Genomic DNA, 13899 nt, shown 5'->3' on the forward strand with positions numbered 1-13899 from the left:
CCCGACCGAAGGCGGGGGCCGCGCCCCCGCCCCAAGGGTCAGCCGTCGACGCGGATGCGGCTGTTCGACGGGTCGTGCGGGCTGTCCTCGGCCACCACCGCATCCCATTCCTGCAGACGCATCTTCACCTTCAGCTTCGTGCCCGGCTCGGCGAGATCGGGGCGGACATAGCCCATGCCGATCGACTTCCCGAAAGCCACCGAATAACCGCCCGACGTCAGGCGCCCGACCTTCTCGCCGTCGAGCAGGAGCGCTTCCTTGCCCCAGGGATCGGCATCCTCGGGACCGTCGATCAGCAGCGTCACGCATTTCGCGCGGATGCCCGTGTCGAGCATCGCCGCCTTGCCGTGGAACTCCTTCTCGAGATCGACGAAGCGGTCGAGACCGGCCTCGAGCGGCGTCGCGTCGCGGCCAAGTTCGGTGCCGAAGGCGCGATAGCTCTTTTCCTGGCGCAGCCAGTTCTGTGCCCGCGCGCCGACGAGCTTCAGCCCGTGCTTCTCGCCCGCCTCGAGCAGCAGGTTCCACAGATAGCGGCTCATCTCGATCGGGTGGTGGAGTTCCCAGCCAAGCTCGCCGGTATAGGCCACGCGCACCGCACGCACTGGGCACATGCCGAGCTCGATGTTGCGCCAGCTGAGCCAGGGGAAGCGCTTGTTCGACAGCACCGTCTCGGGCACCGCGTCCTTCACCACCTCGTTCAGGATCGCGCGGGCATTCGGACCGGCGATCGCGAAGACGCCCCATTGCGTGGTGACGTCGTGGATGTCGAGATGACCGCCGCCGGCCGCGATGAAATCCTCGGCCGATTTCATCAGGAAGTCGGCGTCATAGGCGGTCCAGGCGCCCGCCGAGACGAGGTAGTATTCGTTCTCGGCCAGCCGCACGATGGTGTATTCGGTGCGGGTGGTGCCGGCCTCGGTCAGAGCATAGGTCAGGTTGATGCGCCCGACCTTCGGCAGCTTGTTGCAGGTGAAGGCGTCGAGGAAGGCGGTGGCGCCCGGGCCGCGCACGAGGTGCTTGGTGAAGGCGGTGGCGTCGATCAGACCAGCGGTCTCGCGCAGCGCCGCGGCCTCGGCCCTGGCATATTGCCACCAGCCGCCGCGACGGAAGCTGCGGGCGTCGTGGTCGAAGCTTGCCGGCGCGTCGAGCGGGCCATAGTAGTTCGGCCGTTCCCAGCCGTTGACCTGACCGAACTGCGCGCCAAGCGCCTTCTGCGCGTCATAGTTCGGCGCGGTGCGCAGCGGCCGGCAGGCCGTGCGTTCCTCGTCGGGGTGGTGCAGGATGAAGACGTGCTCATAGCACTCCTCGTTCTTGCGCGCGGCATATTCGGTGGTCATCCAGCTGCCGTAGCGCTTCGGATCGAGGCTCGCCATGTCGATCTCGGCCTCGCCCTGGGTCATCAGCTGGGCGAGATAGTGGCCGGTGCCGCCCGCGGCGGTGATGCCGAAGCTGAAGCCCTCGGCCAGCCACATGTTGCGCAGACCCGGCGCCGGGCCGACCAGCGGGTTGCCATCGGGAGTGTAGCAGATCGGGCCGTTGAAATCGTCCTTCAGGCCGACGGTCTCGGAGGACGGCAGGCGGTGGATGAAGGACATGTATTCGTTCTCGATCCGCTCGAGATCGAGCTGGAACAGGTCGGCGCGGAAGCTTTCCGGCACATCATAGAGGAAGCGCGCGGGGGCGTTGCGTTCGTAGGGGCCGAGGATCCAGCCGCCGCGTTCCTCGCGCACATACCACAGCGCGTCGGAATCGCGCAGCACCGGGTGCTCGGGGTTGCCCGCGGCGCGCCAGGCGACGAGCGCCGGATCGGGCTCGGTCACCACATACTGATGCTCGACCGGAATCGCCGGGATCTTGATGCCGAGAAGCCGCGCAGTGCGCTGTGCATGGTTGCCGGTCGCGGTCACCACATGCTCGGCGCGCACCTCGACGAGCTCGCCCGAGCCGACCAGCATGCCCCCCTTCTCGACCATCTTCTCGAGCGTGACGATCCATTCGTCGCCGGTCCAGAAATAGCTGTTCACCTGCAGCTTGCGGTTGATCTCGACGCCGCGCTGGCGCGCGCCCTTGGCCATCGCCTGGGTCACGTCGGCGGGGTTGATGTAGCCGTCCTGCGGGTGGAAGAGCGCGCCGACGAGGTCGTCGCAGCGCATCAGCGGCCAGCGCTCCTTCATCTCCTTCGGGCTGAGGAATTCGTGATAGACGCCAGCGGTCTCGGCGACCGAGGAGTAGAGCATGTATTCGTCCATGCGCTCCTGCGTCTGCGCCATGCGCAGGTTGCCGACGATGGCAAAGCCCGCGTTCAGCCCGGTTTCCGCCTCGAGCGTCTTGTAGAAGTCGACCGAGTACTTGTGGATGTGCGTGGTGGCGTAGCTCATGTTGAAGAGCGGCAGAAGGCCGGCGGCGTGCCAGGTCGAGCCCGAGGTGAGCTCGTCGCGTTCGACGAGCATGGTTTCCCAGCCGGCCTTCGCGAGGTGATAGGCAATCGACACGCCGACGGCGCCACCGCCGACGACCAGAGCTTTGACATGGGTTTTCATGGGCGATTCCTTAGAGGTCCTGCCCTCAGTTCTGACAGTTTGACGCAGGCTCGGGGCGTTCCACCCGACGCTTGCGGGCGAAAAGCGACATGCGCGACGGACGCAGGCGCGCCGTCCCGTCCGGACGGACGGAATGAAGAAGGCCCGGAACTTCGCCCCGGGCCTTCCTGCGTGTCAGACCATGCCCGGCACCACCAGATCCGGCGGCCTGTGCCCGTCGGCGAAGGTCTTGATGTTGATGATCACCTTCTCGCCCATCTCGGCGCGGCCCTCGACCGTGGCCGAGCCCATATGCGGCAACAGCACCACGTTCGGCAGGTTGCGCAGCTCGGGGTTGACCTCGACGCCATGCTCGAAGACGTCGAGCCCGGCGCCGGCGATCTCGTCCGCCTTCAGCCCGCGCACCAGCGCGTTCTCGTCGATCACCTCGCCGCGCGAGGTGTTCACCACCACCGCCGTCGGTTTCAGCATCTTCAGACGACGCGCGTTCAGCAGGTGGAAGGTCGAGGGCGTGTGCGGGCAGTTGACCGAAATCACGTCCATCCGCGCCACCATCTGATCGAGGCTCTCCCACCAGGTCGCCTCGAGCGGCGCCTCGATCTCGGGGCGCAGGCGGCGGCGGTTATGATAGTGGATCTGCATGCCGAAGGCACGGGCGCGCTTCGCCACTGCCTGCCCGATCCGCCCCATGCCGAGGATGCCAAGCCGCTTGCCGCCGATCCGACCGCCGAGGAAGGCATTCGGGGACCAACCCTCCCAGCTGCCCGACTGCATTGCGTGCAGCCCCTCGGGCAGGCGACGGGTGACCGAGAGGATCAGCGCCATCACCACATCGGCGGTATCCTCCGTCACCACCCCCGGGGTGTTCGAGACGAGGACGCCGCGCTGGCGCGCCGAGCTCACGTCGATGTGGTCGACCCCGGCGCCATAATTGGCGATCAACTTCAGCTTCTGGCCGGCGCTGGCGCGGGCCAGCATGTTCGCGTCGATCGTGTCGCTGAGGGTCGGAACAAGGACATCGGCACGCATCATCGCCTCGACCAGCTCCTCGCGGGTCATCGGCGCATCGCTCTCGCGCAGCTCGACGTCGAACAACTCCTTCATCCGGGTCTCGACGACCTCGGGCAACCGTCGCGTCACGACAACAGTCAGTCGCGGTGCGGGCATGACTGGACTCTCCTCTCTTCCAAACGCCTCTGCTTGGGTGCAAAGTGACCTTCAACGGGGCAAGGCACAAGGCCCCGAGAGAGCAGATATGGCATAAAAGTGGATGTTAGCGCAATTTTATTGCGCGGCCGTTGCATCAAGGCCGATGCGGCGGGGCGTCCCGGGCGGGCAGGACGATGCGGGCAGGCAAGGGAACGATGATTGCGGTGGCGCTGGTGCTGACGCTGACGGGCGCGGCACTGGCGCAGGAGGAAGAGGACGATTCTCCCCCGCCCTCGGATCTCGATGTTTCGCTTGCCATCGCGGCGCAAAACGGGCGCGGGCCGGTGACCAACCTGCCGCTGCCGCGCTATGTCTCTCTCAAGGGCTCGGAGGGCAACGCCCGCCGCGGCCCCTCGCTCAGCCACCGCATCGACTGGGTGTTCAAGCACGCCGGCATGCCGCTGAGGATCACCGCCGAATTCGGCCACTGGCGCCGGGTCGAGGACCGCGACGGCGCCGGGGGCTGGGTCCATTACGCGATGCTGTCGGGCGTGCGCACGGTGATCGTCGAGGAGGACATGACCCAGCTCCATGCCCGCGGCGACGAGAAATCCGCGGTGGTGGCCCTTGCCGAAACCGGCGCCATCGCCAAGCTTGGCGATTGCACGCTTGACTGGTGCGAGATCAGTGCCGGCGATGCCGACGGCTGGGTGCCAAAGACCAAGATCTGGGGCGTCGACCCCAAGGAAATCCGTGACTAGCCCGCCCTGACGCGATACGGACGGGGCCCGAAAACGACTCAGGACCGGTGCCATGTCCTATAGTGAAGATCAGCAACGCCTGAACCTCTCGGCCGGGCTTGCCTCGGTCGGTGTCGCGGCCACGCTCGTCGTGCTCAAGCTCTGGGCGCTGTGGGCGACGGGGGCGCTGTCGATCGCCGCCTCGCTGGCCGACAGCTCGATGGACCTGCTGATCTCGCTCGCCGGGCTTGGCGCCATCGTCTATGCCGCCCGCCCCGCCGACGAGGACCATGCCTTCGGCCATACCTCGGTCGAGGATCTGACCTCGCTCGGTCAGGCGGTCTTCGTCTTCGGCTCGGGCTGCGCGATCCTCTGGGCGGCCGGCCACCGTCTGGTGACGCCCGAGCCGCACGCGCTCGCCGCCGAGGGCGCGGGCATCGCGGTGATGTCGATCTCGGCCGTGGTGACGCTCGCCCTCGTCGGCTGGCAGGCGCGGGTGGCAAAGCGCACCGGCAACAAGGTCGTCGCCGCCGACATGCTGCATTACGTGGGCGACCTGATGCCGACGCTCGGCGCGATCCTCGCGCTGATCCTGTCGGCGCAGTTCGGCTGGTCGCGGGTCGACAGCGTGGTGGCGATCCTCGCCGCGCTGATCATGCTGCGCGGCGCGGCGAAGATCGGCGTCGAGGGCTGGCACGCGCTGATGGACCGCTCGGCGCCGCATGAGGTGGTCGAGGGCATCGCCGAGATCGCGCAGATCTGGCCCGGCGTGCACGGCTTCCACGACCTGAAGACCCGCACCGCCGGGGCGAAGCTCTTCGTGCAACTGCACATCGAGCTCGACCCCGACCAGTCGCTGATGGCCGCGCACGAGATCGCCGCCAGCCTGAAGCGCGCGATCATCGAGGCCTATCCGCAAGCCGACGTGATCATCCACATGGACCCCTGGCTGCGCGACAAGCGGCGCTAACGCGCCGGCCCCGGGGGCGCTGCCCCCGAGGCATTTCAGGCAAGATGAAAGGGAACGCGGCGCTCAGGCCGCGTCGAGAAGCCCCCGCCCCTTCAGCAGCGCCTCGACCCCGGGCATCTTGCCGCGGAAATCGAGCCACTCCTCGTCGGCCGGGCGCGAGCCGCCCTTCGACAGGATGCAGGCCTCGAGCCGCTTCGCCGTCGCCGGATCGAAGGGATTGCCGGTCTCCTCGAAGGCCGCGAAGGCGTCCGCGTCCATCACCTCGGACCACATGTAGCTGTAATAGCCCGAGGAATAGCCGTCGCCCGAGAACACATGGCTGAAATGCGGCGTCGCGTGGCGCATCCGGATCGCATGCGGCAAGCCGATCGAGGCCAGCACCTCGGCCTGTTTCGCCATCGGATCGGCGGGCGCGGCGCCATCGTGGAACTCGAGATCGACCAGCGCCGAGGCGATGTATTCGACCGTCGAGACGCCCTGATCGTAGGTGCCCGCCGCCAGGAGCTTGTCGCGCAGCGCCTTCGGCATCGGCGCGCCCGTCTGCCAGTGGCGCGCGTGTTTCTCGAGCACCTCGGGCACGTCGAGCCAATGCTCGTTCAGCTGGCTCGGCAGCTCGACGAAATCGCGCGCGACCGAGGTGCCCGAGACGAACTGATAGGTCACGTCGCTCAGCATCTGGTGCAGCGCATGGCCGAATTCGTGGAACAGCGTGCGCGCGTCGTCGTGGCTGAGCAGCGCCGGCGTCCCCTTGGTGAAGTTGCACACGTTGACGACGATCGGATGGGTCTCGCCACCCAGTTTCTTCTGGCTGCGCATCGCCGAGCACCAGGCGCCCGAGCGCTTCGAGCCGCGGGCGAAATAGTCGCCGAGGAAAACCGCCACATGACGGCCGCCGCGCGTCACCTCCCAGCCCCGCACGTCGGGGTGGTAAAAGGGGCCGTCGAGCTCGCGGAATTCGAGCCCGTAAAGCCGGTGCGCACAGTCGAAGACCGCGCCGATCATCGCCTCGAGCGAGAGATAGGGTTTCAGCGCGGCCTCGTCGAAGTCATGCTCGGCGACGCGGCGCTTTTCCGAGTAATAGCGCCAGTCCCAGGGCTCGAGCGCGCCGTTCAGACCATCGGCATGCATCATCCGGGCGAGGATCTCGCCATCGGCCTCGGCCCGCGCCTTCGCCGGCGCCCAGACCCGCATCAGCAGGTCGCGCACATGTTCGGGGGTCTTCGCCATCTCGGGTTCGAGCTTGTAGGCGGCAAAGCTCGGATAGCCGAGAAGCTTGGCGCGCTCCTCGCGCAATGCCAGGATCTCGGCCGCATTCGCGCGGTTGTCGGTCGGCCCGCCATTCGCGCCGCGCGCGGTCCAGGCCTCATAGGCGATCTCGCGCAGCTCGCGGCGCGGGCTGAACTGAAGGAAAGGCACGATGAGCGAGCGGTTGAGGGTGAGCACCGGCCCCTCGGCGCCGCGCTCGCGCCCGGCCTCGCGCGCCGCCTCGACGACGAACGCGGGCAGGCCCTCGAGGTCTTCCTCGGCGAGCGGGCGGAACCAGTCGCGCTCGTCGGCCAGAAGGTTCTGCGAAAAAGCGGTCGAGAGCACCGCCAGCCGCTCCTTCACCGCCGTCATCCGCGCCGCCGCCGCGCCCTCGAGCGCCGCGCCCGAGCGGATGAACATCTTGTAATAGAGCTCCAGCACACGGGCCTGCTCGGCCGTCAGATCAAGTGCCGCGCGCCCTTCCCACAGCGCCGCGACGCGGGCGAAGAGCGGGCGGTTCATCGTCACCTCGGAGGCGAAACCCGCCATCTTCGGTGCCAGATCGCGCATCAGCGCCTCGCGCGCGGGCGTGCTGTCGGCCCCGGCGAGGTTGTAAAACACCCCCGCCACCCGGTCGAGCAGCCCCTCGGCCAGTTCCATCGCCTCGATCGTGTTGGCAAAGCTCGGCGCCTCGGGATTTTCGGCGATCGTCGCGATATTCGCCCGCGCCTCGGTCAGCGCCGCCTCGAAGGCGGGGGCGAAATCCGCATCGCGGATCTCGGCGAAGGGGGGAAGCTCGAACGGGCCGGTCCAGCCGGCCAGAAGCGGATTGGTCATCGCATGTCTCCTTTGCGCTCAAGCTAGGCGCGCGGAGCACGAAGGGAAAGGGGCGGAGCGGGGCGCTGCCCCGCACCCCGGAGTATTTTCGCCAAGAAAAAGACCCCGGGCTTTTCCTGGCCCAAATACTCCCGCCGGAGGCGCCTTTCAGCGCGCGGGGCCGCGCCCGCGCAGCCGGGTCTCGAGCCGGCGCAGGGCCAGCGACAGGGTCACCGTCATCGCGAGGTAGAGCAGCGCCACCATGTTGTAGGTCTCGAGATAGCGGAAATTCCCCGAGGCCGCGACCTTGCCGAGTTGGGTGATATCGGCCACGCCCAGCACCGAGACGAGCGAGCTGTCCTTGACCATGGCGACGAAGTCATTACCGAACGGCGGCAGGATGGTGCGCAGGGCCTGCGGCCAGACGATCAGCCGAAAGCGCAGCCAAGGGCCAAGGCCGAGCGCCGAGGCCGCCTCGATCTGGCCCTCGGCGACCGAGAGGATGCCGGCGCGGAAGATCTCGGCCAGAAAGGCGGCATAGGCAAGGATCAGCGCAAGGACCGCCCGCGCGATCAGCGGCACGGCGCGGGTCTGCAGTTCGGGCAGGCCGAGCGCGTTCCAGCCCGCGATGACGAGCGGCACCAGCGCGAAGGCGACGTAGAGGAGCAGCACGATGATCGGCACGCCGCGCATCACCTCGACATAAAGCCGCGCCAGTTGCCGCAGCCAGAGGTGACGCGAGAGCGAGGCGACGGCGAGCGCAAGGCCAAGCGCCATCGCGCCGAGAAAGGCCGTGAGGGTGACCGCAAGGGTGAGACCGATGCCACGCGACAATGTGGCGAGGATGCGCGCATAGACCGGGTCGCGCGCTACCATCACCGCAACGACAAGGCCCGCGGCGGCGAGCACCACGAGCCACCAGGGAAAGTCACGGCCCTCGTCGCGCCTCATTCCACGAGCTTGGTGTCGACGAACCACTTCTTCGTCAGCTTGGCGAAGGTGCCGTCGGATTTCATCTCCTTGATCGCCGCATCGACGGGGGCGACCAGCTCGGAGCCCTTCGGGAAGATGAAGCCGAAATCCTCGGCCCCAAGCCGGCCGCCGACGATCTTCAGCGCCCCGTTCGAGGCGGCGGCATAGGCCTCGCCCGCGGCGCTGTCGGTCAGCACGAGATCGACATCGCCCGCCTTCAGCGCCTCGAGTCCGGCGCCGAAGGTCTCGAACATCTTGATGCGCGGGTTCGCCTCGTTGCCGTCGAGCACCTCGTAAACACCGACATAGAAGGGCGTGGTGCCGGGCTGCGCCGCCATCAGCAGCTTCGGATCGGCGGCAAAGCTCTTCGCATCGGCAAAGCGGGTCTCGTCGCCGCGCACCAGCATGATCATCTCGGACCGCATGTAGGGGGTCGAGAAATCGACCGATTCCTTGCGGTCGTCGCGGATGGTGATGCCATCCATACCGATGTCGAACTGACCCGAGGAAATCGCCGGGATCATCGCGTCCCAGCTTGAATGCTGATAGTCGACCTGCATGTTCAGCCGCCGCGCGATCTCGTTCATCGCGTCATATTCCCAGCCGACGGCAACGCCCTCCTTGTCGAGGAATTGCAGCGGCGGATAGGTGTTCTCCGTGACCACCGTGACGGAGCGTCCGCCAAGGTCGGGCAGCTCGGCGAAGGCCGGAACCGCGGCCAGCAGGATGGCGAGGAGAAAAGCGACTTTCATTGCGAGGAGGCTCCGCAGGACAAAACTGCGGCCAAAGCTATGCCCGGGGCGTGAGGCTGTCCAGCGGGGCACCATGCCGCGCCCCGCAAACCGGACAGTCGTTGCGTCGTTTCACCACGATCTGCCGGCTTTCGCCCCAGAGCGCATCGTGGATGAGCAGCCGCCCGCGCAGGCCTTGCCCGGCGCCGGTGATCTCCTTGATCGCCTCGCTCGCCATCATCGTGCCGATCACACCCGGCAAGGCGCCGACCACCCCCGCCTCGGCGCAGCTGGGCGCCAGCCCCGCCGCCGGGATCACCGGGAAGACGCAGGCAAGGCAGGGCGCGCCATGGGCCGGGTCGAAGAGACTCAGCTGCCCTTCCCATTGCGCGATCGCGCCCGAAAGGAGCGGCTTTCCCGCCGCCACACAGGCGCGGTTGACGAGGTGGCGGGTGTCGAAATTGTCGGACCCGTCGAGGATCAGGTCATAGTCCGCGATCAGCGCCCCGGCCTCGGCTTCGGTCAGGCGCAACGGGTGGGTGTGCACCGCGATGTCGGGGTTCAGCGCCAGCATCGCGTCACGCGCCGAGGCGACCTTGGGCCGGCCGATGTCGGCCGTGCGGTGGATCACCTGGCGCTGCAGGTTCGAGAGCGAGACGGTGTCGTCATCGACCACGCCGATCGTGCCCACCCCCGCCGCGGCCAGATAGAGGAGCACCGGCGCGCCAAGCCCGCCCGCCCCCACCACCAGCACCTTCGCCGCCTTCAGCCGGCGCTGCCCGGTGCCGCCCACTTCGCGCAGGAAGATGTGGCGGGCATAGCGTTCAAGCTCTTCGGGGCTCAGCGCGCCGGGCTTCGGTGCGGCGGCCTGCGGCAGCGGCGGCGCGGGTTCCGGCAGCGGCTGTGCATGGGCGCGCAGCCAGCGCAGCCCGGCGCGATAGGTCAGCACGACCGCGGCCGCGGCGCCAAGGCCAAGCCAGCCCGAAAGCGAGCCGCCGACCGCGCCACGCAGCGGATGCCCCTCGGCGAAGATCAGATGGGCCAGCACGAAGGACGCCCAGAGCGCCGCCAGCACGGCGAGGATCATCCGCCCCGGCACCCGCAGCACGAGGCCGAGCGCGATCACGCCCGCAAGCAGCACGAGGCCGGTCATCAATGCCTGCCGGTCGAGCCGAAGCCACCCGCGCCGCGATCGGTCTCGCTCAGCGCCTCGGCGAATTCGTAGCGCGCCTGCAGCACCGGGGCGATCACCGCCTGGGCGATGCGCTCGCCATGGTGGATGGTGTAGGGGTCGCGGCCGAGGTTGATCAGCAGCACGCCAAGCGGGCCGCGATAGTCGCTGTCGATGGTGCCGGGCGTGTTCGGCAGGCTGATCCCGTGCTTGAGCGCGAGGCCCGAGCGCGGACGGATCTGCATCTCGAACCCCTCCGGGATCTCGACCAGCAGCCCGGTGGGCACCACGGCGCGTTGCAGCGGGTAAAGGGTGAAGCCGTGCGTGCGGTCGTCGGGCTTCAGGTTGGCGCGGATGTCGGCACCGGCCGAGCCCTGGGTCTCGTAGCGCGGCAGGGCGATCTCGGGATCGGCCCAGTCCTCGCGCATCACCTTGATGATCGGCGTCACCTGTCGTTCCTTCCCTGTCTCAGCCGGCGTTCAGCGCGGCGGCAATGCGGGCGGCCAGACGCCGGGCGACGGCGTCCTTGCCCATCCGCTCCCAGCTTTCGGCGCCCGCGGCGTCGATGATCGTCACCGCGTTCTCGCTGCCGCCCATGATGCCGGTGGCGGGGCTGACGTCATTCGCCACGATCCAGTCACAGCCCTTGCGGGCGCGCTTCTCGGTGGCGTGGCGCAGCACGTCATGGGTCTCGGCGGCAAAGCCCACGACAAGGCGCGGCCGCCCCTCGGTGCGGCGCGAGATCGTGGCGAGGATGTCGGGGTTCTCGGCGAAGTCGAGCGCGGGGGCGCGGCCGCTGCCATCCTTCTTCATCTTCTGCCCGCTTTCGTTCGCCACCCGCCAGTCGGCGACGGCAGCGGCAAAGACCGCGGCCTCGGCCGGCAGCGCGGTCTCGACGGCGGCCAGCATCTCGCGCGCGGTCTCGACCCGCACCACCTCGACGCCCGCGGGCGGCGGCACGGTGGCGGGTCCGGTGACGAAGGTCACCCGCGCGCCAAGGTCGCGCAGCGCCGCGGCCAGCGCCGTGCCCTGCGCCCCCGAGGAGCGGTTGGCGATGTAGCGCACCGGGTCGATCGGCTCGTGCGTCGGGCCCGAGGTGACAAGGATGTGCCGCCCCGAAAGCGGCCCCGAGGTCAGCGCCTGGCCGATCGCCACGACGATCATGGCGGGTTCGACCATCCGGCCCGGGCCGAATTCGCCGCAGGCCATGTCGCCCTCGGTCGGGCCGGCAAAGAGCACGCCATCGGCCCGCAGCGTCGCGATGTTGCGCTGTGTCGCGGGGTGGTCCCACATCCGCACGTTCATCGCCGGCGCGATCAGCACCCGCTTGTCGGTGGCCAGAAGCAGGGTCGAGGCCAGGTCATTCGCCAGCCCCGCCGCCATCTTCGCCATCAGATCGGCCGTCGCCGGCACCACCACGACCAGATCGGCCGCGCGGCTGAGCTGGATATGACCGATCTCGGCCTCGTGTGTCAGATCGAAGAGGTCGGTGTGAGCCGCCTCGCCCGCCAGCGTCGAGACGGTGAGCGGGGTGACGAACTGCGCCCCGGCCGCGGTCAGCACCGGCGTCACCGCCGCCCCCTGCCCGCGCAACAGCCGGATCAGTTCGGGCACCTTGAAGGCCGCGATGCCGCCGCCGATGATCAGAAGTATCCGCTTGCCTGCGAGCATCGTCCCCTCCGCCTTTCGCACAGCTTTAGGCGCGCCGTCGCGGGGGCGCAACTATTGGAAGGCCTTGCACGGGTCTTCGCGCTCGGCGGGCGGCGTGACGATCCAGACATCGAAGGGTTGCACCCCCTCGGCCGGCGCCTCGACCTGGCCGAGTGCCAGAAGCGTCACCCCCGGCTCGGCCTTGCGGATCAGCGCCGGCACGGCACGGTCGGTGCGGGCATGGCCCGAGCCGGTGATCAGTGCCACCGGCCCGCCGGTCTCGGCCAGCGCGCGCAGGGTCGTCTCGGCAAAGGCGCCGTCGCGCAGTCGCTGCGCCGCGACCATGCCGGGCAGGATCTCGGCCGGCAGGGCGTTGCAATGATCCGCCTGCGTCTCGGCTTCCAGGTCGGCCTGCAGCGCGGCGGGATAAGGCTGATCGAGACCGAAGCGCGCCGCCTGCGGGAAGATCGTCGCCAGCGGCTCCTTCATCGCGCGGCGCACCTCGTCACGCGGCAGCGCCGCGCCATAGATCTTCGCCGCGGGGGCCGCCGCGAAGATCGGCGCGTAGATCGCGAAATCGGGCCAGCCGGCCTCTTCCCAGCCAAGCGCCTTGCCCAGTGCCACGGGATCGGCACGCAGCTCGGACGTGGCCTTCGCCGCCTGTTCGGGGCTCAGCATCTCGAAGACCAGCGCAGCGGGCTTCAGCGCGGCCACGGCCGCCGCCTGAGTGCGGTGATGCAGCGCATTGTCATGCACCTCCCCTAGCACCGCGACCTGCGGCGGATCGGCACTGATGCGGGCGACGAGCGCGTCGGCGGAAATCTCTTCGGCCGCGGCAGGCGCGGCCAGAAGGGCGAGGCAAAGGGCAAGTGTCTTCATGCGAAGAAACTTGCAACCTCCGGCCCGTGACCTTCAAGGCTTTTCCGCATCTTGCCGAAGGCCTGCGCCTCGAGCTGGCGGATTCTCTCCTTCGAGAGGCCAAGCTCGGCGCCCAGACTTTCAAGCGTGCGCGGCTCGTCGATCAACCGCCGCTCGGTGACGATATAGCGTTCGCGCGGCGTCAGCCGCCCCATCGCCTCGTCGAGCCAGCCACGCATCAGCGCACCGTCGTGGCTTTCGGTCACCGCCTCTTCCGGGCTGGCACCGTCGTCCTCGAGCGTGTCGACCCATTCGCGCCCGTCCTCGTCGCCCGACTGCATCGCGTTGAGCGAGAAATCCGAGCCCGAAAGCCGGCCCTCCATCATCTCGACATCGGCAAGCGGCACGCCGATCACCGCCGCCACCCGCTCGCGCAGCTGCGCGCCATCGAGGCTGATGCCCTCGGCATCCGCCTCGCGCTCGACCTGCGCCTGAACGCGCTTCATGTTGAAGAACAGCGACTTTTGCGAGCTGGTCGAGCCGGTGCGCACCATCGACCAGTTGCGCATGACGAATTCCTGGATCGAAGCCTTGATCCACCACACCGCATAGGTCGAGAAGCGCACGCCGCGCTCGGGGTCGAACTTGTCGGCCGCCTTCATCAGCCCGAGCGAGGCTTCCTGGATCAGGTCGTTCATCGGCGCGCCATAGCGCCGGAATTTCGACGCCATCGAGATCGCAAGCCGCATATAGGCGGTGACGAGGCGATGCAGGGCCTGCTCGTCCCGCCGGTCACGCCAGGCGCGGGCAAGCTCCGCCTCGGTCTCCGCGTCGAGATACTCCGCGCGCATCGCCTGCCGCGGCAGCGTTTCGTCTGTCATTCCATCGAGTGCCATGGCCAGTCTCCCGGGTCTCCCACCCAACTGTCGGCGTGCTCTGCCCTGACACTATGCCCCATCCCCGGCTCAATGTCTCGCCCGGCGAAAGGGTCCTCACAAAAAAGTTTAGTCTTTCATGCAGGATTTCCGGGCGCGGTTTTCGATGCGACGAAGGACCA

At 68.3% G+C, this 13899-nt stretch carries 12 protein-coding genes; 2 read left to right on the forward strand and 10 right to left on the reverse strand.

Features of this window, described 5'->3' with window-relative positions:
* Window positions 1-38: 38 nt before the first annotated feature.
* Window positions 39-2540 (reverse strand): GcvT family protein, encoded by a 2502-nt coding sequence (locus EOW65_RS14455; protein ID WP_128150574.1) that lies wholly within the window; start codon window positions 2538-2540, stop codon window positions 39-41.
* Window positions 2541-2714: 174 nt separating this feature from the next.
* A complete protein-coding gene (locus tag EOW65_RS14460; RefSeq protein ID WP_128150576.1) occupies window positions 2715-3707 on the reverse strand; it encodes a 2-hydroxyacid dehydrogenase in 993 nt (330 codons plus the stop codon).
* A 176-nt stretch (window positions 3708-3883) separates the two neighbouring features.
* On the opposite strand from EOW65_RS14460, the gene EOW65_RS14465 reads away from it, so the two are divergent.
* Both EOW65_RS14465 and EOW65_RS14470 read left to right on the forward strand, forming a co-directional pair.
* Complete coding sequence (locus EOW65_RS14465; RefSeq protein ID WP_164880110.1) at window positions 3884-4450, forward strand: SH3 domain-containing protein; 567 nt, start codon at window positions 3884-3886, stop codon at window positions 4448-4450.
* 52 nt (window positions 4451-4502) lie between these two features.
* Window positions 4503-5399, forward strand: a complete 897-nt coding sequence (locus EOW65_RS14470) for a cation diffusion facilitator family transporter (protein ID WP_128150578.1) — start codon at window positions 4503-4505, stop codon at window positions 5397-5399.
* A 63-nt stretch (window positions 5400-5462) separates the two neighbouring features.
* On the opposite strand, the gene EOW65_RS14475 is transcribed toward EOW65_RS14470, so the two are convergent.
* The 8 genes from EOW65_RS14475 to EOW65_RS14510 all read right to left on the reverse strand — a co-directional run bounded on the left by EOW65_RS14475 (window position 5463) and on the right by EOW65_RS14510 (window position 13738).
* The gene (locus tag EOW65_RS14475) at window positions 5463-7481 is read right to left on the reverse strand and encodes a M3 family metallopeptidase (RefSeq protein WP_128150580.1); all 2019 of its coding nucleotides are present in this window, start codon (window positions 7479-7481) and stop codon (window positions 5463-5465) included.
* 147 nt (window positions 7482-7628) lie between these two features.
* Window positions 7629-8411, reverse strand: a complete 783-nt coding sequence (locus EOW65_RS14480; protein WP_128150582.1) for an amino acid ABC transporter permease — start codon at window positions 8409-8411, stop codon at window positions 7629-7631.
* Window positions 8408-9184: a transporter substrate-binding domain-containing protein gene (locus tag EOW65_RS14485; RefSeq protein ID WP_128150584.1), complete on the reverse strand. Its 777-nt coding sequence runs from the start codon at window positions 9182-9184 to the stop codon at window positions 8408-8410. The genes EOW65_RS14480 and EOW65_RS14485 overlap by 4 nt, the downstream gene beginning before the upstream one ends.
* A 37-nt stretch (window positions 9185-9221) precedes the next feature.
* Window positions 9222-10316: a HesA/MoeB/ThiF family protein gene (locus EOW65_RS14490; RefSeq protein WP_128150586.1), complete on the reverse strand. Its 1095-nt coding sequence runs from the start codon at window positions 10314-10316 to the stop codon at window positions 9222-9224.
* On the reverse strand, window positions 10316-10783 hold the full coding sequence (dut, locus tag EOW65_RS14495) for a dUTP diphosphatase (RefSeq protein WP_206364075.1): 468 nt from the start codon (window positions 10781-10783) through the stop codon (window positions 10316-10318). Before dut ends, EOW65_RS14490 begins: the two co-directional genes overlap by 1 nt.
* 19 nt (window positions 10784-10802) lie before the next feature.
* A complete protein-coding gene (gene coaBC / locus EOW65_RS14500; protein WP_128150588.1) occupies window positions 10803-12005 on the reverse strand; it encodes a bifunctional phosphopantothenoylcysteine decarboxylase/phosphopantothenate--cysteine ligase CoaBC in 1203 nt (400 codons plus the stop codon).
* 51 nt (window positions 12006-12056) lie between these two features.
* Window positions 12057-12863, reverse strand: coding sequence for a ChaN family lipoprotein (locus EOW65_RS14505; protein WP_128150590.1), 807 nt, complete (start codon window positions 12861-12863; stop codon window positions 12057-12059).
* Window positions 12860-13738, reverse strand: coding sequence for an RNA polymerase factor sigma-32 (locus EOW65_RS14510; protein WP_128150592.1), 879 nt, complete (start codon window positions 13736-13738; stop codon window positions 12860-12862). The genes EOW65_RS14505 and EOW65_RS14510 overlap by 4 nt, the downstream gene beginning before the upstream one ends.
* Between the last annotated feature and the right edge of the window lie 161 nt (window positions 13739-13899).

Source organism: Paenirhodobacter ferrireducens, assembly GCF_004022265.1.
GTDB lineage: Bacteria > Pseudomonadota > Alphaproteobacteria > Rhodobacterales > Rhodobacteraceae > Rhodobacter > Rhodobacter ferrireducens.

Excerpts from the sequence above, each read along its gene's own strand:
- coaBC (WP_128150588.1), bottom strand. The coding sequence starts at position 12,005 with ATGCTCGCAGGCAAGCGGATACTTCTGATCATCGGCGGCGGCATCGCG.
- EOW65_RS14485 (WP_128150584.1), bottom strand. The coding sequence starts at position 9,184 with ATGAAAGTCGCTTTTCTCCTCGCCATCCTGCTGGCCGCGGTTCCGGCC.
- EOW65_RS14510 (WP_128150592.1), bottom strand. The coding sequence starts at position 13,738 with ATGGCACTCGATGGAATGACAGACGAAACGCTGCCGCGGCAGGCGATG.
- EOW65_RS14470 (WP_128150578.1), top strand. The coding sequence starts at position 4,503 with ATGTCCTATAGTGAAGATCAGCAACGCCTGAACCTCTCGGCCGGGCTT.
- EOW65_RS14475 (WP_128150580.1), bottom strand. The coding sequence starts at position 7,481 with ATGACCAATCCGCTTCTGGCCGGCTGGACCGGCCCGTTCGAGCTTCCC.
- EOW65_RS14505 (WP_128150590.1), bottom strand. The coding sequence starts at position 12,863 with ATGAAGACACTTGCCCTTTGCCTCGCCCTTCTGGCCGCGCCTGCCGCG.
- EOW65_RS14460 (WP_128150576.1), bottom strand. The coding sequence starts at position 3,707 with ATGCCCGCACCGCGACTGACTGTTGTCGTGACGCGACGGTTGCCCGAG.
- EOW65_RS14455 (WP_128150574.1), bottom strand. The coding sequence starts at position 2,540 with ATGAAAACCCATGTCAAAGCTCTGGTCGTCGGCGGTGGCGCCGTCGGC.
- EOW65_RS14490 (WP_128150586.1), bottom strand. The coding sequence starts at position 10,316 with ATGACCGGCCTCGTGCTGCTTGCGGGCGTGATCGCGCTCGGCCTCGTG.
- EOW65_RS14465 (WP_164880110.1), top strand. The coding sequence starts at position 3,884 with ATGCGGGCAGGCAAGGGAACGATGATTGCGGTGGCGCTGGTGCTGACG.
- EOW65_RS14480 (WP_128150582.1), bottom strand. The coding sequence starts at position 8,411 with ATGAGGCGCGACGAGGGCCGTGACTTTCCCTGGTGGCTCGTGGTGCTC.